This is a genomic window from Streptomyces solicavernae, from assembly GCF_029968095.1.
In the GTDB taxonomy this organism is placed as follows: domain Bacteria; phylum Actinomycetota; class Actinomycetes; order Streptomycetales; family Streptomycetaceae; genus Streptomyces; species Streptomyces solicavernae.
The window spans coordinates 80920-102512 of sequence record NZ_JASCIR010000007.1; the positions used below are offsets into that span (position 1 = coordinate 80920).

Below are 21593 nucleotides of genomic sequence, written 5' to 3' on the forward strand. Positions count from 1 at the left end.
CTCACAGTGAGTCACAGGCACGCGGTCGAGGCCGCAGAATGCAGCGTCCGGGGAGCTATATGTCCAGCGAATACGCCAAACAGCTCGGGGCCAAGCTCCGGGCCATCCGCACCCAGCAGGGCCTTTCCCTCCACGGTGTCGAGGAGAAGTCCCAGGGACGCTGGAAGGCCGTCGTGGTCGGTTCGTACGAGCGCGGCGACCGTGCCGTGACCGTGCAGCGCCTCGCCGAGCTGGCGGACTTCTACGGCGTCCCCGTACAGGAGCTGCTCCCGGGCACGACCCCCGGCGGCGCCGCCGAGCCCCCGCCGAAGCTCGTCCTCGACCTGGAGCGTCTGGCCCACGTCCCGCAGGAGAAGGCCGGCCCGCTGCAGCGTTACGCGGCGACGATCCAGTCCCAGCGCGGCGACTACAACGGCAAGGTCCTCTCGATCCGTCAGGACGACCTGCGCACCCTCGCGGTGATCTACGACCAGTCCCCCTCGGTCCTCACCGAGCAGCTGATCAGCTGGGGCGTCCTGGACGCGGACGCGCGCCGCGCGGTCACCCACGAAGAGGCCTGAGCCGCTTCAGGCCTGAGCAGAAACGTACCGCCGGGCCGTCGGGAGAGCGATCTTCCCGACGGCCCGGCGGCTTTTTCGTACCCAGGGCGCACGACTCCCCGGTACCCAGGGCGCACGACGAGGGGCCCGCAGCGCGTAGGCGCCGCGGGCCCCTCGTCATGAGGACCGTCGGAGTCCCGCTCAGGCCTCGTCCCTGCGCAGGGAGGGCTTGAGGTCCTTCAGGCGGCCGAGCAGTCCGTTGACGAACGCCGGCGACTCATCGGTGGAGAACTCCTTGGCGAGCTGCACCGCCTCGTCGAGGACGACGGCGTCGGGCGTCCCGTCCTCCCAGATCAGCTCGTAGGCGCCGAGGCGCAGCAGGTTCCGGTCCACGACCGGCATGCGGTCGAGGGTCCAGTCCACCGCGTACTGCGCGATGAGCTCGTCGATCCGGGCGGCGTTCTCCGCGTACCCCTCGACCAGCTGCATGGTGAACTCGCTGACCGGCGGCTGGCGGGTGTCGCTGCGCGAGTGGCGCACCCAGTCCGCCAGCACGGTCAGAACGTCGGTGCCGCGCTGGTCTGCCTCGAAGAGGATCTGGAAGGCACGCTTGCGGGCCGTGTTACGGGCGGCCACGGTTAGCTGTTCACCCGGCCGAGGTAGCTGCTGTCGCGGGTGTCGACCTTGATCTTCTCGCCGGTGGTGATGAAGAGCGGCACGTTGATCTGGTGGCCGGTCTCCAGGGTGGCGGGCTTGGTGCCGCCGGTGGAGCGGTCGCCCTGGACGCCCGGCTCGGTCTCCTTGATGACGAGCTCGACGGCGGCCGGCAGCTCGACGTAGAGCACCTCGCCCTCGTGCTGCGCGACGGTGGCGGTGAAGCCCTCGATCAGGAAGTTGGCGGCGTCGCCGACGGCCTTCTTCTCGACGTGCAGCTGGTCGTACGTCTGCATGTCCATGAAGACGAAGTAGTCGCCGTCCATGTACGAGAACTGCATGTCACGCTTGTCGACGGTGGCCGTCTCGACCTTGGTGCCGGCGTTGAACGTCTTGTCGACGATCTTGCCGGAGAGCACGTTCTTGAGCTTGGTGCGCACAAATGCCGGGCCCTTGCCGGGCTTGACGTGCTGGAACTCGACGACGGACCAGAGCTGGCCCCCGTCGAGCTTGAGCACCATGCCGTTCTTGAGGTCGTTCGTGGAAGCCACGGTTGCGGAATCTCCTGGACTGGACTGGTGGGACCGAGGGCCGTGCGCGCTAGAGCGCGAGCAGCTCCTTGGTCGTGATGGTGAGTAGCTCGGGTCCGCCATCCGCCTCGGGGCGGACGACGAGCGTGTCATCGATCCGGACACCGCCCCGGCCCGGAAGGTGGACCCCCGGTTCGACGGTGACCGGCACACAAGCGTCCAGTTTACCCATGGCTCCGGGGGCCAACTGCGGGTCCTCGTCGATTTCGAGCCCCACCCCGTGGCCGATGACCGGCGGCAGCCCGTCCGTGTACCCGGCGGCGTCCAGTACGGAGCGGGCCGCATGGTCGACCTCGCGGTACTCCGCACCGGGCACCAGCGCCTCGCGGCCGGCCCGCTGCGCGGCGAAGACCAGGTCGTACAGCTCGATCTGCCAGTCGGCCGGGGTGGTGCCGATGACGAAGGTGCGGCCGATCTCGCTGCGGTAGCCACGGTAGGCGGCGCCGAGGCAGACGGAGAGGAAGTCGCCCTCCTCCACGCGCCGGTCGGTGGGCCGGTGCGTGCCGCGCCCCGAGTTGACGCCGGTGCCGACCGAGGTGGGGAAGGCCGGCCCGTCGGCGCCGTGGTCGACGAGCCGCCGCTCCAGTTCGAGGGCGAGATGACGCTCCGTACGCCCTACGAGGATGGATTCGAGGAGTTCACCGAGGGCCTGGTCGGCGATCTCGGCGGCGATGCGGAGGCAGGAGATCTCCTCCTCGTCCTTGATGAGCCGCAGCTGTTCGACGGCGCAGCCGAGGTCGGCGAGGCGCAGCCGGGGCGCGACGGAGTTCAGGGCGCGGTGCCGGACGACGGTCAGGTGGTGTTCCTCCACGGCGAGGGAGTCGGCGCCCTGTCCGGCGGCGAGGTCGGCGGCGGCGACGGCGGTGTCGCCGCCGGCCGTCGGCAACACGTGGACCTGCAGTGCGTCGTCGGGCCTGCCCTCGTCGGGCTCGCCGGTCGGGTGGCTGCGGCACAGCAGGAGATCGGCGCGCGGCCCGAGCAGCAGGGCTGCGCCGCGGGGTGCCGCCCCTGCCAGGTAGCGGACGTTGGCGGGGCGGGAGACGACGGCGGCCGCGCTGCCGCCTGCCGTGCACTGATCCCTCAGGCGCGCTCTGCGGGCGGCGTACACCTCGGACATAGGTCGAGCGTACGAGCGGACGGGCGATCCGTCCTGGTCAGCGCGTCCGACCGGGCGGCTCCTGCTGGCACCGGGTGTCTCGGTGCCCGGTCACCACTGGGGCGGGCTGGCGATGGCGCGGGCGAGGACGTCGTCCAGGACGCGGGCCGTGGTGGGGACGTCGTAGCCGGAGTTGTCGATGATCGGCAGGCCGGAGCCGTACCAGCCGGCCATGCGGCCGTGGATGCGGGCCACTTCCTCGTCGGTGAGGCGGCGGTTGCCGCTGCGCTGGGCGTTGCGCTCCAGGACGATCTCCAGGCCGGGCAACAGCACCACGGGGAGCAGACCGGGCCCTACGTGCCGTTTCCAGCCGCCGAGTCCTACGACGGGGCGGTCCGGGAAGACGGCGTCGTCGAGTATGCAGGAGATGCCGTTGGCCAGGAAGTTGCGGGCGGCGAAGCCGCAGGTGCGGCGGGCCAGGCGGTACTGCGCCTCGGAGTGGTCGTTCCAGCCGGTCTGGGGGTCGGCGAAGCCGGAGCGCACCCATTCGCGGACGTCGTCGAGGCTGATGTGGGCGGTGGGCACGCGGCGGTGCTCCGCCCAGTACTTGGCCACAGAGGTCTTGCCCGCGCCTGCCGGGCCGATGAGCAGGACGGCGAGGGTGGTCGCGCCGGTGTCGCCCTGCGTGGCGTCGGGCGGCGGGCTGGGCACGGCGACGGGGCCGCCGGGCGGGAGCTGGATGTGGCCGGTGGTGTTCTCCGCGCCGGGCTGCGGCTGCGCCTGTCCGGGCTGTCCGGACTGTCCCGGCTGTCCCGGCTGTCCCGGCTGAGGCTGCGGGGGCTGAGGCTGCGGGGGCTGGTAGCCGGGGCCGGGCTGCGGTGGCGGTGGCGGGGCCGCGGGTGCACCGGGTCCGGGGGCGCCGGGCGGGGGTGCGGCGGGTGCGGGTGCGGGCGGAGGCGGGGGCTGAGGCGGACCCGGTGCCGGCGGGGGGTGCGGGGCGCCCTGCTGCGGAGCCCCCTGCTGTTGGGTGCCCTGCTGCGGAGCCCCCTGCTGCGGGGCGGGCCCGGCTGGACCGGGGTGGCCCGCAGGGCCCGGATGACCCGCGGGTCCCGGGTGGTGTGCGGCCGGGGACCAGCCGGTGGCCGGTCCTTGCCCCGGCTGGTGGGGCGGCAGCGGATTCCCCACTGCGTGCTGCATCCGGTGCCACTCCGTCTCGTACAGGCAACTGGCGCTGGTCGGGCGGGCGTCGGGCGGACGTGTTGCGGCGCCCGGGCCTTACCGCACGGTACCTTCCCCGGCCGCCGTTGTGTGAACGGCCGGGGAGAGCCACAAGTGCCCGACGGGCCGGGCGATTTCGGACGGAACGCGGTCAGCCGGACACTTCGCCGTACGTCGAGACCGCGCCCGGTCGTACGAAGGGGCCTCCTCGGTCAGGCCGAGACTTCGCCGTACGCGGCGAGGAGGACCGACGGGTCGGGGCCTTCCAGGACGGTGGGCTTGCCGAGGGCGTCGAGGACGATGAAGCGCAGCAGGTCGCCGCGGGACTTCTTGTCGATCTTCATGTTCTCGACGAGCTTCGGCCACTGGTCGCCCCGGTACGTCAGGGGCAGGCCCACCGCTTCCAGGACCGTGCGGTGCCGGTCGGCCGTCGCGTCGTCCAACCGCCCGGCCAGGCGGCCGAGTTCGGCGGCGAACATCATGCCGACCGAGACGGCGGCACCGTGCCGCCACTTGTACCGCTCGTTCTTCTCGATGGCGTGCCCGAGCGTGTGCCCGTAGTTCAGGATCTCGCGGAGACCGGCCTCCTTGAGGTCGCTGGAGACCACCTCGGCCTTGACCTTGATGGACCGCACGATCAGCTCGGCGGTGTGCGGCCCCGCCGGGGTGCGCGCGCCCTCGGGGTCGGCCTCGATCAGGTCGAGGATCACCGGGTCGGAGATGAAGCCGGCCTTGATGACCTCGGCGAGCCCGGACACGTAGTCGTGCACGCCGAGCGAGTCGAGCGCCGCCAGATCGCAGAGCACACCGGCGGGCGGGTGGAAGGCGCCCACGAGGTTCTTGCCCTCGGCGGTGTTGATCCCGGTCTTGCCGCCGACCGCCGCGTCCACCATCGCCAGCACCGTCGTCGGCACGGCCACCCAGCGCACCCCGCGCAGCCAGGTCGCCGCGACGAACCCGGCCAGGTCGGTCGTGGCACCGCCGCCGACGCCGACGACGACGTCACTGCGCGTGAAACCGGACTGCCCGAGCGCCTTCCAGCAGTACGCGGCGACTTCGGCGGTCTTCGCCTCCTCCGCGTTGGGCACCTGGATGGCGATGGCCTCGTAGCCCTGCCCGGCCAGGTCCCCACGCAGCGCCTCACCGGTCTCGGCCAGCGCCTCGGGGTGGATGACGGCGACCCGCTTGGCCTGCGTACCGATCAACCCGCCCAGTTCCCCGAGGAGTTGACGGCCCACAAGGACCTCGTACGGGTCGGCTCCGCCGACGGGAATGCGCGTCACCTGCTGCTCGCTCATGCTTCCTTCCACTCCAGTGCGTCGAGGACCGCCGCGGCGACCTCTTCGGGGCTGCGGCCGTCGGTGGGTACGACGACGCGCGCGGCGTCGGTGTACAGGTGGCGGCGGGCCTCCATCAGCTCGCGCCACTGCTTGCGCGGGTTGACCGCGAGCAGCGGGCGGGCGGCGTTCAGGCCGGTGCGCTTGACCGCCTCCTCGACGTCCATCGACAGATAGACGACGGTGTGCCCGGCGAGCAGTTCGCGCGTACCGGCGTCGAGGATGGCGCCGCCGCCGAGGGCGAGCACGCCGGGGTGCTCGGTGACGGCGGTGCGCACGGCCCGGCGCTCAAGCTCCCGGAAGGCCGGCTCGCCGTCGTCGACGAAGATCTCGGCGATCTGGCGGCCCTCGGCCGCGACGATGTCGGCGTCGGTGTCCCGGAACGTGGTGCCGAGCCGCTCGGCGAGCAGCTCGCCCACGGTGGTCTTACCGACCCCCATCGGGCCGATGAGGACGATCCGCGGGCCGGTCACCGGATGTGCAGGTTGTCGAGGTACGACTGGACGTTGCGGCGGGTCTCGGCCACGCTGTCGCCGCCGAACTTCTCCGCGACCGCGTCCGCGAGGACCAGCGCCACCATGGCCTCGGCGACGATCCCGGCAGCCGGGACCGCGCACACGTCGGAGCGCTGGTGGTGCGCCTTGGCCGCCTCCCCGGTCGTCACGTCGATCGTGGCGAGCGCGCGCGGGACGGTAGCGATCGGCTTCATCGCCGCCCGTACGCGCAGGAGTTCACCCGTCGTCAGACCGCCCTCGGTACCCCCCGCACGGCCGGTGGAACGCTTCACTCCGTCCTCGGTCGCGACGATCTCGTCATGCGCCTTCGACCCCGGCACCCGCGCCAGATCGAAGCCGTCACCGACCTCCACACCCTTGATCGCCTGGATACCCATGAGCGCGGCCGCGAGCCGGGCGTCGAGCCGCCGGTCCCAGTGCACATGCGAGCCGAGCCCGACCGGCACCCCGTACGCGAGCACCTCGACCACACCGCCCAGGGTGTCGCCGTCCTTGTGGGCCTGGTCGATCTCGGCCACCATCGCCTTCGACGCGTCGGCGTCCAGGCAGCGCACCGGGTCGGCGTCCAGCTTCTCCACGTCGGAGGGCTTGGGGTAGACGCCGTACGGCGCCTTCGCGGCGGCGAGCTCGACGACATGGCTGACGATCTCGATGCCCGTCGTCTCCTTGAGGTACGACCGGGCGACCGTGCCCAGCGCGACGCGCGCCGCGGTCTCACGGGCGGAGGCGCGCTCCAGGACCGGCCGGGCCTCCTCGAAGCCGTACTTCTGCATGCCCGCCAGGTCCGCGTGACCGGGACGGGGGCGGGTCAGCGGGGCGTTGCGGGCGAGTTCGGCCAGCTCGTCGGGATCCACCGGATCCGCGGCCATGACCTTCTCCCACTTCGGCCACTCCGTGTTGCCGACCATCACGGCGACCGGCGAGCCCATCGTCAGGCCGTGCCGCACCCCGCCCAGGAACGTGACCTCGTCCCGCTCGAACTTCATGCGCGCACCACGGCCGTACCCGAGGCGCCGCCGGGCCAGCGCGTCCGCCACCATCTCCGTGGTGATCGGCACGCCGGCGGGCAGACCCTCCAGCGTCGCGACGAGTGCGGGGCCGTGGGACTCCCCCGCGGTCAGCCAACGCAACCTGCTCAACGGTGCTCCTCATGCTCGCGCCTGGTATCTGGCGACGGCGCGACCGGGTGCGCGGCCCTGGCCCGCCTGCCTAGATCCTCCCACGTCCGGGGAAGAGCCCCGGCCGCCGGTCCAGCAGGCGGACGCGGTGGCGGACATCAGTGCCCGGCGAGCGCCCGCTCCCCCGCCCGCCGCATCGCGTCGAGCGGCGCGGGCGAGCGGCCCGTCATCTGCTCGACCTGCAGCACGGCCTGGTGCACCAGCAGGTCGAGGCCGCTGACCACGGCGCCGCCGAACATCGACCAGCGCGCGGCCAGCTCGGTGGGCCACGGCTCGTACAGCACGTCGAACAGCGTGCCGGGCCGTTCCGGAACCGCCTTGGACAGCTCGTCCGTGGTGCCGGCCGGCGTCGTGGCGATCACCAGCGGCGCGTCGAACGCCGCCGCGGCGTCGTCCCACGCGGCCGTCCGCACCGTCACGCCCAGCCGCTCGCCCCACTCCTTCATTTCGACGGCACGCGCCTCGCTCCGTACGTACGCGACGATCTCGCCCGCGCAGATCCGCGACAGCGCAGCCACAGCCGACGACGCCGTCGCCCCCGCGCCCAGGATCGCGGCCGACTCGACCTCCTCGATGCCCCGCTCACGCAATGCGGCCACCATCCCGGGGACATCCGTGTTGTCCCCGGTCCGACGCCCGTCCGGGCCGAACACCACCGTGTTCACCGCCTCGACCGACGCGGCCGTCTCACTGATCCCGTCCAGCAGCGGAATCACCGCACGCTTCAACGGCATGGTCAGAGACAGCCCCGCCCACTCCGCGCCGAGCCCCGCGAGGAAACCGGGCAGCCCCGCCTCGTCCACCTCGAAACGCCCGTACTCCCAGCCGTCCAGGCCGAGTTCGTCGTACGCCGCGCCATGCAGCACCGGCGACAGGGAGTGGGCGATCGGCGAACCGAGAACCGCCGCCCGGCGTCGAACCTCAGCCGCTGGTGTTTGCATTGAACTTTTCCTTCAGCTTCAGGAACTCGTCGTGCGTCTTGGCGAACTCGGTCTTGCTCATGCCGTCGGTGGCCACGAAGTACAGCCAGCCGTCCGAGGTCGGCTTGAGTGCGGCACCGAGTGCTTCGTGTCCGGGGTTGCCGATGGGGCCGGGGGGCAGCCCCTTGCGCGTGTAGGTGTTGTACGGATCCTTGTTGCTCTTGATCTCGTCTTCACTGATGTGGATCTCGCTCTGGCCCATCAAGTAGTTGAAGGTCGAGTCGAACTGGAGCAGTTGGTAGGTCTCCGTGTTGCCCGGGTCGAGACGGTTGTAGACGACCTCGGCCATCTTCCGGAAGTCGGAGTGGGTCTTGCCTTCGGCCTGGGTCAGGCTCGCCACCGTGACCAGCTGCAGCGGGTTGTCGAGCTTGAATTCCTCGGCCTTGCCCTCGATGTTGTAGTTCTCGTACTCCCTGCTGGCCTTGGCGACCATCTTCTTCAGTACGTCGCCGGGCTTCTGCCCCTTGGCCACCGGGTAGCTCGCCGGGTAGAGGAAGCCCTCCAGGGGGTCCTTGACGTCGCTGGTGATGTTCTCGCTGGCCCAGGCGGGCAGTCCGAGCTTCTTCCAGTTCTTCTTCGCGTACTTCTCGGTGGTGCCCTTGTCGACTTCGAGGCGCTTGTCGATCTGCTCGTAGACCCAGGCGTTGCGGCGGCCCTCGGCGATGATGAGGTTGTTGCGGCTCTTCGGGTCGAGCATCGCCTCGACGGCGGCCTTCGCCGACATCTTCTTGTTCAGCGAGTAGACGCCGGCCTGGATGGTGAGGCCCTTGGGGTGCTGGCCCTGGGCGCTGACGAACGCCTCGGCGCTCTTGACGACTCCGGCCTGCTCCAGCTTGTTGCCGATGGCATAGCCGCCGGCGCCCTTGGGGATGTCGACGGTGACCTTTTCGCTGGTTCCGTTGCCGGAGTAGTCGCCGCCGCTGCCGTAAGTGTCCTGGTAGAACTGGTATCCGAAGTAGCCGACGCCGCTGATGCCGCTCGCGAAGATCAGGCTGAGCACGAGGCAGGCGCAGCCGCTGCGCTTCTTCTTGCCGCCTTTTCCGCGCCGCTCCTTGCGACCGCCGCGGCGCGAGGCTCGGGGGTGGTCCTCGTCGTTGTCGTCATCGTCATCGTCGTCGTCGCGGCCCGCGAAGAAGGCGTGCTCACGGTCGTTGGGGCCCGGGTCCCAGTCGGTGTGTTCCTCGACGGGCTCGTGCCGGTGCCCGGGCGGCTGCGGCGGCGGAAAGGCCTCGGGGCTGTCGTACGGGTCGGGGCGCTCGGCTCCGTACGCGGCGGTCTGGCCCGCGTACGGATCGGCGTACGGGTCGTAGCCCGTCTGCTGTCCGGTGTCCCAGCCGCCGTTGAAGTCGTGCTGCGGGTAACCGGGTTGGGGCGAGGCGTCCTGCGGATAGCCGGGCTGAGGGGGGCCGTCGTGCGCGTAGCCGGACTGTACGGAGTTGTCCTGCGGATAGCCGGACTGCGGAGCGTTGTCCTGCGGATAGCCGGACTGCGGAGCGTTGTCCTGCGGATAGCCGGACTGCGGAGCGTTGTCCTGCGGGTAGGCGGTCTGCTGTCCGCCGTAGTGCGCTTCGGGTGACTGCTGCGGGTAGTGCTGCGACTGGCCGCCGTACGGAAGACCCTGGCCGGCGGCGGCCTGCTGCCCTTCCCATCCCTGGTCCCCGTTGGGCCCCACATGCCCGAAGGGCAGAGAGGCAGGGTCATCGGGATGCCACGGTTGCGAGCCGGGGCCCCGGCCATACTCAGTCATCGATCCCCTACGAGCCGCGAGGCGGCGGCCGTCGGATCGTGTCCTCCGGCCGGCCGGTCTTCCTCTTTGCTGTGCGGCGGCTGTTCGAACGCCGCCGCATCGCGCGGAACGTTACCGTATCGCGATCAGATGACCACTTCGACGCCCTCACCCGGAGCTTCACCTGACGCCCGTTCGGACTCCAGTGCCTGCTGGAGGATGATCACGGCAGCCGCCTGATCGATGACGGACCTGCCCTTTTTGGACTTCACGCCCGAGGCACGCAGCCCCTGACTGGCCGTCACTGTGGTCATCCTCTCGTCCACCAGTCGCACCGGTACGGGTGCGATGCCGCGGGCGAGCTCCTGTGCGAAGCCGCGCACCTTGGCCGCGGCCGGGCCCTCGCCTCCACTGAGGGAGCGCGGGAGCCCGACGACTACCTCGATCGGCTCGTACTCGTCGACGATCGCCTTCAGTCGCCGGTGGGCGGCCGGGACGTCACGCCCCGGCACGGTCTCCACCGGGGTGGCGAGGATCCCGTCGGGGTCGCACGAGGCGACCCCGATCCGGGCGTCCCCGACGTCGATCGCGATACGGCGACCGCGACGGATCTCCGCGCTCATTACGCGGTCTCGGCCACGAGGCGCTCGACGGCCGCGATCGCGTCGCCGATGGCCTGCGGGTTCTGGCCGCCGCCCTGGGCGACGTCCGGCTTGCCGCCACCGCCGCCGCCGAGGGTCTTGGCCGCCGTACGGACCAGGTCGCCGGCCTTGAGGCCGCGCTCGCGGGCCGCCTCGTTGGTGGCGATGACCGTGAGCGGGCGGCCGTTGACGGTGGTGAACAGGGCGACGACCGCCGGGCGGTCGCCCGCCCCTGACAATTGATTCAGGCGGGCGCGTACGTCGAGGACCAGCTTGCGCAGGTCGTCGGCGCCGGTGCCGTCCGGCACCTGTCCGGTGGCGAGCGCGACACCGCGTACGTCCTTCGCGCCCTGGGCGAGACCGGCGGCAGCCTGCAGGACCTTCTCCGCGCGGAACTTCTCGATCTCCTTCTCGGCGTCCTTCAGCTTGCCGAGCATGGTGGAGATCTTCTCCGGCAGCTCCTCGGGACGGCCCTTGACCAGCTCCTGGAGCTGGGCGACGACCGTGTGCTCACGGGCGAGGAAGTTGTACGCGTCGACGCCGACGAGGGCCTCGATGCGGCGCACACCCGAGCCGATGGAGGACTCGCCGAGGAGCTTCACCAGGCCCAGCTGGGCGGTGTTGTGGACGTGCGTGCCGCCGCACAGCTCCTTGGAGAAGTCGCCGATGGTGACGACGCGGACCCGCTCGCCGTACTTCTCGCCGAACTCGGCGATGGCGCCCTGCTTCTTGGCCTCGTCGATGCCCATGACCTCGGCGTGCACATCGAGTTCGCGGGCCAGCACCTCGTTGATCTTCTGCTCGACGTCCGTGAGGACGGTGCCGGGCACGGCGTTGGGCGAGCCGAAGTCGAAGCGGAAGCGGCCGGGCGAGTTCTCCGAGCCCGCCTGGGCGGCGGTCGGGCCGAGCGCGTCGCGCAGCGCCTGGTGCGTGAGGTGGGTGGCGCTGTGCGCGCGGGCGATGGCGCGGCGCCGCTTCACGTCGATCGTGGCGTAACCGGAGGAGCCGACGGTGACCTCGCCGACCTGCACGGAGCCCTTGTGCACGGAGACTCCGGGCACCGGCTGCTGCACGTCCCGGATGTCGATGACGGCGCCGGTGTCGAGCTTGATGCGGCCGGTGTCGGCGAGCTGGCCACCGCCCTCGGCGTAGAACGGGGTGCGGTCGAGGACGACCTCGATCTCGTCCCCCTCCACGGCGGCCGGCGAGGACACACCGTCGACGAGCAGGCCGACGACCGTCGACTCGCCCTCGGTGGCCGAGTAGCCCGTGAAGTCGGTGGCGCCGGAGTTGTCGGCGATCTCGCGGTACGCGGACAGGTCGGCGTGGCCGGTCTTCTTGGCCTTGGCGTCGGCCTTGGCGCGCTCCCGCTGTTCCTTCATCAGGCGCCGGAAGCCCGACTCGTCCACGGTCAGGCCCTGTTCGGCGGCCATCTCCAGGGTGAGGTCGATCGGGAAGCCCCAGGTGTCGTGGAGCAGGAACGCCTTGTCGCCGGGGAGGACCGTGTGGCCGGCGGCCTTGGTCTCGGTGACGGCGGTGTCGAGGATGTTGGTGCCGCCCTTGAGGGCCTTGAGGAAGGCAGCCTCTTCGGCGAGGGCCACGGTCTCGATCCGCTGGGCCTCGGTGACGAGCTCGGGATACTGCTGGCCCATCGTGCCGACGACGGCGTCGACGAGGTCCTTGACGACCGGGCCGGTGGCGCCGAGCAGGCGCATGTTGCGGATGGCGCGGCGCATGATGCGGCGCAGCACGTACCCGCGGCCCTCGTTGCCGGGGGTGACGCCGTCGCCGATGAGCATCACGGACGTACGGATGTGGTCGGAGACGACACGGAGCGAGACGTCCGACTCGGCGGCGGCGCCGTAGGCCACGCCGGTCAGCTCGGTGGCCTTGTCGATGACGACACGGGAGGTGTCGATCTCGTACATGTTCTGCACGCCCTGCAGGATCATCGCGAGGCGCTCAAGGCCGAGGCCGGTGTCGATGTTCTTGCTGGGCAGCTCGCCGAGGATCTCGAAGTCCTCCTTCGAGGTGCCCGCGCCGCGCTCGTACTGCATGAAGACCAGGTTCCAGATCTCCACGTACCGCTCGTCGTTGACGGCCGGGCCGCCCTCGACGCCGAACTCGGGGCCGCGGTCGTAGTTGATCTCGGAGCAGGGGCCGCAGGGGCCGGGGACGCCCATGGACCAGTAGTTGTCCTTCTTGCCGAGGCGCTGGATGCGCTCGGCGGGGACGCCCACCTTCTCGCGCCAGATGGTCTCGGCCTCGTCGTCGTCGAGGTAGACCGTCACCCACAGGCGCTCGGGGTCGAGGCCGTAACCACCGTCCGCGACGGAGCTGGTGAGCAGCTCCCAGGCGAACTTGATGGCGCCTTCCTTGAAGTAGTCGCCGAAGGAGAAGTTGCCGCACATCTGGAAGAACGTGCCGTGCCGCGTGGTCTTGCCGACCTCTTCGATGTCGGGGGTGCGCACGCACTTCTGCACGCTGGTCGCGCGGTCGAAGGGCGGCTTGACCTCGCCGAGGAAGTACGGCTTGAAGGGCACCATGCCCGCGGGGACGAGGAGCAGCGTGGGGTCGTCGGCGATCAGCGACGCCGACGGCACGACGGTGTGCCCACGCTCTTCGAAGAAGCGCAGCCAGCGGCGGCGGATTTCAGCCGACTCCATCAGTGGTCCTCATTCCGGTTGTACGAGTACTTCGTGTGGTTCTGGTTGGGGTGCACGTGCTTCTGGTGCGCGGCGTTGTGGTTCTCGATCGCCACGATCCGTGCCTGCGGCGGGAGTTCGGGGAGGTCCGGGGCGTTCAGGCCCAGGGCGTCGTCCAGTTCGGCCTCGCGCTGGACCATGCCGTCGCGGACGTCGAGCGCGAAGTCCTTGAGGCGGTGACCGGCGTCGATCGCCTTGTTCGCGGCCTGCGCCGCGAGGCTTTCGGGGGTCAACTGCTTGAGTTTGCGGTTGACCTTGGTGGTGGCCCACACACCGGCGGCTGCGCCCGCGGTGAACCAGAACGTACGGCGGAACATCGGCGGCCTCAGTCCTTCTTGTTCCGGTTGCCCCAGTGGCTGCCCTTGCCGCGGCGGGACGAGGGCACCGTGCGGCCCACGATCACGGTACGTCTGGAGTTCTGGGCGGGCATGTCATTTACCTCGGCGTCCTTGCGGCCGAGGGCCCGGCGCACTCCGTACCCGAAGGCGGCGACCTTGACGAGGGGGCCGCCGAATGTCGAGGCGACGGTGGTCGACAGAGCCGAGGCGTTGGACGTGACTTCCTGGACGTCCGTCGCGATGGCGTCGACGCGGTCCAGCTGGGTCTGCGCGGAGCGGACCGTCGTGGACGCGTCGGCGAGCAGCGGGACGGCCTGTTCGGTCACGTCCGCGACGAGTTTGGTGGTCGCCTTGAGCGTCTGGGCCAGCCTCACCAGGGCGACGGCGAGGAAGGAGACCAGGATCGCCCAGAACACGGCCACGAGGATGCCGGCCACCTCTCCACCGGTCACTGCGCACCGCTCCCTTGCGTGGTCTTGCGTGGGGTTCAGAAAGTCTGCGTGGGGTACGAAAAGTCGTCGTCCGAAGTCGTCGTCCGACCTTATCGCGCCGGGCGGCGGGCTCCGTACGCCTGTGGATAACTCCCGGCGGCGCCGCTCGCGGGCCGTACACGCGAAGGCCCGCCGCCCCTCCGCCGGGAAGGGCGGGGATGCGGCGGGCCGTGCGCGCTGGGTCGCTACGCCTGCTGGATCAGCGGGCGTAGTACTCGACGACGAGCTGCTCGTCGCAGATGACCGGGATCTCCTTGCGGTTCGGGTCGCGGTCCAGGCGGAAGGCCAGGGCCTTCAGGTTCACCTGGAGGTAGCGCGGGGTCTCGCCCTCGGTGTCGTAGCCACCCTCGCGAGCAACCTGGAAGGGGTGCTTGGCGCGGGAGCGCTCGCGCACGGTCACGACGTCGTCGGGGCGGACGCGGAAGGACGGCTTGTCGACCTTCTTGCCGTTGACCTCGATGTGGCCGTGGACGACCATCTGGCGGGCCTGGTAGATGGTGCGGGCGATGCCCGAACGCAGGACCAGGGCGTCGAGGCGACGCTCAAGCTCGATGACCAGGGCCTCACCGGTCTTGCCCTGGGTCTTGGCGGCACGCTCGTAGGCGCGGACGAGCTGCCGCTCGGACACGTCGTACTGCGCGCGCAGACGCTGCTTCTCAAGCAGACGGACCTTGTAGTCCGAGTTCTGCTTGCGGCCACGGCCGTGCTCGCCCGGCGGGTACGGGCGGGCCTCGAAGTACTTGACGGCCTTCGGCGTCAGCGCGATACCGAGCGCACGGGACTTCTTGACCTTGGGACGCGACTGGTTAGGCACGTTCTCCAGACCTCCGAAATAGGTTAGGTTAGGCTCACCTTACTAAGGGAGATCGCATGTCTTGCCGTGGGAACACCAGTCACGTCACGGACAGCACAGAGAAAACCGACGCCGACTCAAGGGGCATCGATATGACGGAGGTCCGATCAGATCGTGGTCAGCCGCGTCCCAGCGGGCTTGAAACCATCCGGATGCCGTCAGCAGCCGAACGCACACGAACTCTCGTACAGAGTACATGCTCCGGAGTGCTGCTTTCCCCGGGGGTGCACGGGGCCCTGCCCGACCACCTGGTCGCGGACGAGCGCACGGTCGGCCCGGACGGCGAGGTCTACCTGGTCTTCCCCGCCGACTCCCCCGTCGTACGGGCCGCGACGCACGCCCAGGACGACGAGCTGCCCGCCGTCCTGGAGATCACGGACGTCGCCCCGGTCTCCGTCCCCCACCGTATCCGGGGCCGGGCCTGGATCTCCGGCTGGCTGACCCGGGCGCCGGGCCTGGCCGAGCCGGGTCGGATGGCGCTGCGTCTGGAGGTCGGCGAGACCTCGGTGGACGACCTGTGGGGCGCGGAGAGCGTGGAGCCGGAGGAGTTCGCGCGCGCGGTCGCCGACCCGCTGGCCCCGTACGAGGCGGAGTTGCTGCAGCATCTGCACGCCGCCCACGAGGACCAGGTCCAGCTGCTGACCGCGCTGCTCGGCCGGCGCTCGGCGGTGCCCGGGCGGGCGGTGCCGGTGGCGCTCGACCGGTACGGGCTGCGGGTGCGGTTCGTCGGTGAGCGGGACGGATATGCGGGTGAGCGGGGCGGCGCGACGTTCGACGCGCGCTTCGACTTTCCCGAGCCGGTGCGGGACGTGGTGGGGCTGCGGCGTGCGATGCACCGGCTGTTCGAGGCCGCGGCGCACTGAACTGCTTGTCTCCGGTGGCTGGTTGGGGCACATGGCGAGCTTGTCCGGCAGCGCTGTCTTCGTCGGCGCGGTGGCCGTGAGCCGCTGTTCCGCCTTGCTGCCGGTCCGGCGCCGCGCGTACTCGCGGGCTACTGCCTGTCGGACTGGGACGCGGTCCGGGGCTGTGGCTGGGGCTGTGGCTGGGGCTCGGGCTTGTCGGCTGTCGGCTGGGGCTCCGGGGCGGGTTTCGGGGCCGGTCTCTCGGGGCGGGTCTCGCCGCGCAGGCGTTCGCGGACCCGGTCGGCCACGTCCGCGTACCTCGCCTCGGCGCCGTACCGCGTCGGCTGGTAGTAGCGCTTGCCGTGGATGGCGTCCGGGGCGTACTGCTGGGGCGCGATGCCGCCCGGGACGTCGTGCGGATATACGTACCCCTGGGCGTGGCCGAGTTTGGCCGCTCCCTTGTAGTGGCCGTCGCGCAGGTGCGGGGGGACGGGGCCGGCCAGGCCCTTCCGTACGTCTTCGAGGGCGGCGCCGATCGCCGTCGTCGCGGCGTTGGACTTCGGGGCGAGGGCCAGGGCGATGGTGGCGTGGCTCAGGGTGAGGGCCGCCTCCGGGAAGCCGATCATGGCGACGGCCTGGGCCGCGGCGACGGCGGTGGGCAGGGCCGTGGGGTCGGCGAGGCCGATGTCCTCGGACGCGGAGATCATCAGGCGCCGGGCGATGAATCTGGGGTCCTCGCCCGCCTCGATCATGCGGGCCAGATAGTGCAGCGCGGCGTCCACGTCCGAGCCGCGGATGGACTTGATGAGGGCGCTCGCCACGTCGTAGTGCTGGTCGCCGTCCCGGTCGTACTTCACTGCCGCCCGGTCGACGGACTCCTCAAGGGTCTGGAGCGTGATCTCCTTCTCGCCCTTGGAGAGGGCGGAGCCGGCGCCGGCTTCCAGGGCGGTCAGGGCGCGGCGGGCGTCGCCACCGGCGATCCGCAGCACATGCGCCTCGGCGTCGGCGGGCAGCGTGACCGCGGAGCCGAGTCCGCGCTCCTCGTCTATGGCGCGGTGCAGGAGTCCGCGCAGGTCGTCGTCCGTGAGCGGTTCGAGCGTGAGGAGGAGGGAGCGGGACAGGAGCGGGGAGATCACCGAGAAGTACGGGTTCTCCGTCGTCGCGGCGATGAGTGTGACCCAGCGGTTCTCCACGGCGGGCAGCAGGGAGTCCTGCTGGGCCTTGCTGAAGCGGTGGATCTCGTCGAGGAAGAGGACGGTCTCCTTGCCGAAGCCGCCGGTGGCACGGCGGGCGCCGTCGATCACGGCCCGTACTTCCTTGACCCCTGCGGTGATCGCGGAGAGCTCCACGAAGCGCTTGTTGGTGGCCTTCGACACGACGTACGCGAGGGTCGTCTTGCCGGTGCCGGGCGGGCCCCAGAGGATCACCGACGAGGGTCCGGCCGGGCCGCCGCCGCCCTCGCCGACGAGCCGCCGAAGCGGCGAGCCGGGCTTCAACAGGTGCTGCTGGCCCACGACTTCGTCGAGCGTGCGCGGGCGCATGCGCACGGCCAGGGGGCTGCTCGCCGGGTCCTTCTCCTGGCGTTCTTCGGCTGCGGCGGTAAAGAGGTCTGGCTCCACGTCCACGACCCTATGTCACCCCACTGACAATGCTCCCCGCGCAGCCGTCGACCGCAGGAAACCCCAGGTCAGCTGGTCCAGAAGTCCCACCAGCGGGTCAGGATCAGCATGCCGATGACGCCGATGTGCAGCACCGGCAGGACCCAGGTGAACTCGTCGAAGAAGCTCCGCAGGGCGCGCGGGGCGGGCAGCATCCCGTGCCGCACGTTGTGCCCGGTCACGTACCAGAACATGAGGATCGTGGCGACCCAGGCGAGGCAGCACCACAGGCACAGGGCGTTGATGTTGTACAGCGACTGGTACATGAGCCAGGTGCAGAAGCCGACGCCGAACAGCATCCCGGCGTTCAGCGTCAGCCAGTACCAGCGCGGGAAGCGCGCCCGGGCCAGCAGGCTCATGCCGACGCACACGACGATCCCGTAGGTCACGAGCCCCAGGATCGGGTTCGGGAAGCCGAAGACCGCCGCCTGGTCGCTCTCCATGATCGAGCCGCAGGACACGACAGGGTTGAGGCTGCAGGCGGGCGTGAAGGTCGGGTCTTCCGCGAGCTTGATCTTGTCCAGCGTGATGATCCAGGCGGCCAGCAGGCCCGCAGCGCCCGTGATCACCAGCAACAGCGCCAACGCCCGGCTGCCGCCGACGGACCGTGGAGCCTCCGCCTGCTCCCGACCGTCCGGGCCGCCGTCCTTCGCAGACATGGTTTCGCTCATCACGCCGTTTCCGTCGCTAGTGGTGGGGGCTGTGCAGGGCCAGGCGCCGCAGCGGCCCACGGGCACGCACATTGTGCCGCACATAGCTGTGGGTCCACCGTTCGATGGACATAAGGACGACCGTACGGAAGGGCCGTGCGGAAGGGCCGTACGGAAGGGGCGTACGGAAGGGGCGTACGGAAGGGGCGTACGGAAGGGGCGTACGGAAGGGCCGTACAGAAGCCGGCCGCCACCGCGCGCGAGAGCGATTCGCCACCGCGCGGGACGCCGACGCCGCTCCAGCACAGGAGCCGCACGCCGACACGGCGAGGCCCCCGGGCGCGGTGCCGCGCCCGGGGGCCTCAACTCCCTGCGTACTAGCCGAGCCTGGCCTTCAGCGCCTCGGCGATCGCGTCCACCGCGACCGCCTCCTGCTCGCCCGACTCCATGTCCTTGAGCTGGACCAGGCCCTCGGCCAGGTCACGCTCGCCGGCCACCAGCGCGTACCGCGCGCCGCTGCGGTTGGCGTTCTTCATCGCGCCCTTGAGGCCCTTGCCGCCGTAGCTGAAGTCGGCCGCGACGCCCGCCTTGCGGAGCTCGGTGACGACGCCGAAGAGCACCCGGCGGGCCTCCTCGCCGAGCGGCACCGCGAACACGCTGGTGGCGGCGGGCAGTTCGAGTTCCACGCCCTCCGCCTCCAGGGCGAGGACCGTACGGTCGACGCCGAGCGCCCAGCCGACGGACGGCAGCGAGGGGCCGCCGATCATCTCGGAGAGGCCGTCGTAGCGGCCGCCGCCGCCCACCGCGGACTGCGAGCCGAGGCCGTCGTGGACGAACTCGAAGGTCGTACGCGTGTAGTAGTCCAGACCGCGGACCAGCTTCTCGTCGTCCTCGAAGGCGACGCCCGCCGCGGTGATCAGCGCGCGCACCTCCTCGTGGTACGTCTTGCACCCGTCGCAGAGGTAGTCACGCAGGACCGGCGCGCCCACCAGCTGCTTCTGCACGTCGGCCCGCTTGTCGTCGAGGACGCGCAGCGGGTTGATCTCGGCGCGGCGCAGCGTCTCCTCGTCGAGGTCGAGGCCGCGCAGGAAGTCCTGCAGGGCCGTGCGGTAGACGGGACGGCACTCCTTGTCGCCCAGGGAGTTGAGCAGGATGCGGAAGTTCCGCAGCCCGAGCGCGCGGTACGCCTGGTCGGCCAGGATGATCAACTCGGCGTCCAGGGCCGGGTCCTCGGAGCCGATCGCCTCGGCGCCGACCTGCGAGAAGTGCCTGTACCGGCCCTTCTGCGGGCGCTCGTAGCGGTAGTACGAGCCCGAGTACCAGAGCTTGACCGGGAGGTTGCCCGCCTTGTGCAGGTTGGCCTCCAGGGCCGCGCGCAGCACGGACGCGGTGCCCTCGGGGCGCAGCGCGAGCTGGTCGCCGCCCTTGGTCTCGAAGGCGTACATCTCCTTGGTGACGATGTCCGTGGACTCGCCGACGCCGCGCGCGAACAGCTCGACGTTCTCGAAGCCGGGCGTCTCGATGTAGCCGTAGCCGGAGTTCTTCAGCGGCGCGGAGATGGCCTCGCGCACGGCGAGGTACTTGGCGCTGTCCGGCGGGATCAGGTCGTACGTGCCCTTGGGGGCCTGAAAGGTGCTCACGGGAAAACTCTCGTCACATTCCTCGTCGCGGAGCCTGCTGCTGCGGGGCTCCCTGGCCTGCGGCCACCTGGCGCAGATACGGGTTGGTGGCGCGCTCCTGGCCGATGGTCGTCTGGGGACCGTGTCCGGACAGGACCACGGTCGAGTCGTCGAGCGGCAGGCAGACGCGGCCCAGCGACTCAAGCATGTCGTCCATGTCACCGCCGGGCAGGTCGGTGCGTCCGATGGAGCCGGCGAAGAGCAGATCGCCCGAGAAGAAGACGGACGGGATGTCCGCGCTCTCCGGCATCCGGAACGTCACCGACCCCTTCGTATGGCCGGGAGCATGGGCGACGGAGAAGTCGAGCCCGGCGAGCTGCAGCCGCGCGCCGTCGGTCAGGTCCTGCACGTCGTCCGGCTCCCCCACGGTCAGCTCGCCCATCAGCGGCATGCCGATGGAGCGGCCGATGCCCTTCTCGGGGTCGCTCATCATGTACCGGTCCTCGGGGTGGATCCAGGCGGGAACGTCGTGCGCTCCGCAGACCGGGACGACCGAGGCGACATGGTCGATGTGGCCATGGGTGAGGACGACCGCGACGGGCTTGAGCCGATGCTTCTTGAGCGCTTCCTCGACGCCTTCGGCGGCCTGGTGGCCGGGGTCGATGATCACGCACTCCTCGCCTGCGGCGGGGGCGACCAGGTAACAGTTGGTCCCCCAGGCCCCGGCGGGGAACCCGGCAATCAGCACGTTCGTCCTTAAGGATGGTCCGACGGGAAAGTGCGGCGGCTCACCGGCCGCGGCGGGCGGCGACACCGGATCGCAATACCCGCAGCCTACCGGCGCTGCTCGGCGCACAGCCAACCCATATACGGTACGGGGCAAGCTCAGGCGGTCAGGACCGATCAGAGACGTACTGAGCGACGCACTCAGAGACGTACGACGTACTTAAGAGACGTACAAGGAGAAGACCCGGTGGTCAGCAGCGATCAGCGGCGGCGTCAGCTCGCCCGGGAGAAGTTCGCCCGCCAGCAGGCACGGCGGGAGTCCGCGCGGCGCAAGGCGAAGCGCCGCAACGCGATCATCGCCACCTCACTCGTGGTGGTGCTCGCGGCGAGCGGCGGCGCGGTGGCTGCGGGCGCGTTCACGGGCGACGGCGGCAAGGAGAAGACCGACGCGGCGGCCGAGCCGTCGCCCAGCCCGTCGGTCAAGGACCCCTGCGACAAGCCGGCGCCGGGCAAGGTCAAGGAGATGAGCTTCGAGAAGGAGCCGAAACTCACCATCGACAAGTCCGCCGACTACACCATGAGTCTGGCCACGACCTGCGGTGACATCGACATCGACCTGAAGGCCGCGGCGGCCCCGCACACCGTGAACTCGTTCAACTTCCTGGTGAACAAGGGGTACTTGGACCACACCAAGTGCCACCGCCTCACCAACCAGGGCATCTACGTCCTGCAGTGCGGCGACCCGACCGGCACCGGAACGGGCACTCCCGGCTACAAGATCCCGGACGAGAACCTGAAGGACAAGAGCCTGAAGGACAACGTCTACCCGGCGGGCACGGTCGCGATGGCGAACCAGTACAACCCGCAGGACGGCAAGGGCCGGGACAGCGGCGGCAGCCAGTTCTTCCTCGTCTACCGGGACAGCCAGCTGCCGCCCGACTACACGCCGTTCGGCACGGTCTCGAAGTCCGGCATGAAGGTCCTGAAGAAGATCGCCGACGCGGGCGCCACGCAGCCCGACCCGACCACGGGCAACACGGCCCCGAACGCCACCGTGGTCATCGACAAGGCGACCGTCAGGAAGTCTTGACCGGCAGGGCAAGTTCGGTGCTGCTGGATGCGGACAGCCGCCCTGCTCGTCGCCTATGTTGGCGTTGTGCAGGGCGCCGTGTGCGGCTGCCCTGAAGAAACTGTGGACGATGCCCCGGGCAACCCCCGCGCAGGCATCATGTGGAGG

At 70.5% G+C, this 21593-nt stretch carries 20 protein-coding genes and 1 pseudogene; 3 read left to right on the forward strand and 18 right to left on the reverse strand.

What is annotated here, in order from left to right; all coding sequences use genetic code 11:
- Positions 1-59: 59 nt before the first annotated feature.
- A complete protein-coding gene (gene bldD / locus QIS99_RS11070; RefSeq protein ID WP_282512924.1) occupies positions 60-560 on the forward strand; it encodes a transcriptional regulator BldD in 501 nt (166 codons plus the stop codon).
- Positions 561-740: 180 nt separating this feature from the next.
- Here the strand turns inward: bldD and nusB are convergent, their stop codons facing one another.
- From nusB to rpsD, 14 genes are all read right to left on the reverse strand, one after another.
- Positions 741-1175 (reverse strand): transcription antitermination factor NusB, encoded by a 435-nt coding sequence (gene nusB, locus QIS99_RS11075; protein WP_282512926.1) that lies wholly within the window; start codon positions 1173-1175, stop codon positions 741-743.
- A 2-nt stretch (positions 1176-1177) separates the two neighbouring features.
- Positions 1178-1744 (reverse strand): elongation factor P, encoded by a 567-nt coding sequence (efp, locus tag QIS99_RS11080; RefSeq protein WP_282512928.1) that lies wholly within the window; start codon positions 1742-1744, stop codon positions 1178-1180.
- A 49-nt stretch (positions 1745-1793) separates the two neighbouring features.
- Positions 1794-2900: an aminopeptidase P family protein gene (locus tag QIS99_RS11085; protein ID WP_282512930.1), complete on the reverse strand. Its 1107-nt coding sequence runs from the start codon at positions 2898-2900 to the stop codon at positions 1794-1796.
- A gap of 90 nt (positions 2901-2990) precedes the next feature.
- On the reverse strand, positions 2991-4076 hold the full coding sequence (locus QIS99_RS11090) for an AAA family ATPase (protein WP_282512932.1): 1086 nt from the start codon (positions 4074-4076) through the stop codon (positions 2991-2993).
- Positions 4077-4309: 233 nt separating this feature from the next.
- Positions 4310-5395: a 3-dehydroquinate synthase gene (gene aroB / locus QIS99_RS11095; protein WP_282512934.1), complete on the reverse strand. Its 1086-nt coding sequence runs from the start codon at positions 5393-5395 to the stop codon at positions 4310-4312.
- Positions 5392-5907 carry a shikimate kinase gene (locus QIS99_RS11100; RefSeq protein WP_282512937.1) on the reverse strand — a complete coding sequence of 172 codons (516 nt, stop codon included), beginning with the start codon at positions 5905-5907 and terminating at the stop codon, positions 5392-5394. Before QIS99_RS11100 ends, aroB begins: the two co-directional genes overlap by 4 nt.
- The gene (aroC, locus tag QIS99_RS11105; protein WP_282512939.1) at positions 5904-7088 is read right to left on the reverse strand and encodes a chorismate synthase; all 1185 of its coding nucleotides are present in this window, start codon (positions 7086-7088) and stop codon (positions 5904-5906) included. The genes QIS99_RS11100 and aroC overlap by 4 nt, the downstream gene beginning before the upstream one ends.
- A 137-nt stretch (positions 7089-7225) precedes the next feature.
- Positions 7226-8068, reverse strand: coding sequence for a shikimate dehydrogenase (locus QIS99_RS11110; protein ID WP_282512941.1), 843 nt, complete (start codon positions 8066-8068; stop codon positions 7226-7228).
- Positions 8049-9854: an endolytic transglycosylase MltG gene (gene mltG, locus QIS99_RS11115; protein WP_282512943.1), complete on the reverse strand. Its 1806-nt coding sequence runs from the start codon at positions 9852-9854 to the stop codon at positions 8049-8051. Before mltG ends, QIS99_RS11110 begins: the two co-directional genes overlap by 20 nt.
- 125 nt (positions 9855-9979) lie before the next feature.
- Entirely contained in the window at positions 9980-10456 is a 477-nt protein-coding gene (gene ruvX / locus QIS99_RS11120) for a Holliday junction resolvase RuvX (RefSeq protein WP_282512945.1), read from the reverse strand.
- Positions 10456-13140, reverse strand: coding sequence for an alanine--tRNA ligase (alaS, locus tag QIS99_RS11125; RefSeq protein WP_282512948.1), 2685 nt, complete (start codon positions 13138-13140; stop codon positions 10456-10458). The genes ruvX and alaS overlap by 1 nt, the downstream gene beginning before the upstream one ends.
- Positions 13140-13496, reverse strand: a complete 357-nt coding sequence (locus QIS99_RS11130; protein ID WP_282512950.1) for a DUF6167 family protein — start codon at positions 13494-13496, stop codon at positions 13140-13142. The genes alaS and QIS99_RS11130 overlap by 1 nt, the downstream gene beginning before the upstream one ends.
- Positions 13497-13504: 8 nt before the next feature.
- Positions 13505-13969, reverse strand: a complete 465-nt coding sequence (locus QIS99_RS11135) for a DUF948 domain-containing protein (protein ID WP_282512952.1) — start codon at positions 13967-13969, stop codon at positions 13505-13507.
- 238 nt (positions 13970-14207) lie between these two features.
- Positions 14208-14822 (reverse strand): 30S ribosomal protein S4, encoded by a 615-nt coding sequence (gene rpsD, locus QIS99_RS11140; RefSeq protein ID WP_282512954.1) that lies wholly within the window; start codon positions 14820-14822, stop codon positions 14208-14210.
- A 191-nt stretch (positions 14823-15013) separates the two neighbouring features.
- Here rpsD and QIS99_RS11145 point away from each other — a divergent pair, with 191 nt between their 5' ends.
- Positions 15014-15724 (forward strand): DUF2470 domain-containing protein, encoded by a 711-nt coding sequence (locus QIS99_RS11145; RefSeq protein ID WP_282512956.1) that lies wholly within the window; start codon positions 15014-15016, stop codon positions 15722-15724.
- A 251-nt stretch (positions 15725-15975) separates the two neighbouring features.
- Here the strand turns inward: QIS99_RS11145 and QIS99_RS11150 are convergent.
- The 4 genes and pseudogenes from QIS99_RS11150 to QIS99_RS11165 form a co-directional block, all read right to left on the reverse strand.
- Positions 15976-17322: pseudogene (locus QIS99_RS11150) on the reverse strand (replication-associated recombination protein A); the annotation flags it as partial.
- A 68-nt stretch (positions 17323-17390) separates the two neighbouring features.
- Positions 17391-18020, reverse strand: coding sequence for a vitamin K epoxide reductase family protein (locus tag QIS99_RS11155; protein WP_282512961.1), 630 nt, complete (start codon positions 18018-18020; stop codon positions 17391-17393).
- A gap of 368 nt (positions 18021-18388) precedes the next feature.
- Positions 18389-19651: a histidine--tRNA ligase gene (gene hisS / locus QIS99_RS11160; RefSeq protein ID WP_282512963.1), complete on the reverse strand. Its 1263-nt coding sequence runs from the start codon at positions 19649-19651 to the stop codon at positions 18389-18391.
- Between the two features lie 13 nt (positions 19652-19664).
- On the reverse strand, positions 19665-20378 hold the full coding sequence (locus QIS99_RS11165) for an MBL fold metallo-hydrolase (protein ID WP_282512965.1): 714 nt from the start codon (positions 20376-20378) through the stop codon (positions 19665-19667).
- Positions 20379-20603: 225 nt separating this feature from the next.
- Here QIS99_RS11165 and QIS99_RS11170 point away from each other — a divergent pair, with 225 nt between their 5' ends.
- Positions 20604-21446, forward strand: coding sequence for a peptidylprolyl isomerase (locus QIS99_RS11170; protein ID WP_282512968.1), 843 nt, complete (start codon positions 20604-20606; stop codon positions 21444-21446).
- Positions 21447-21593: the final 147 nt, after the last annotated feature.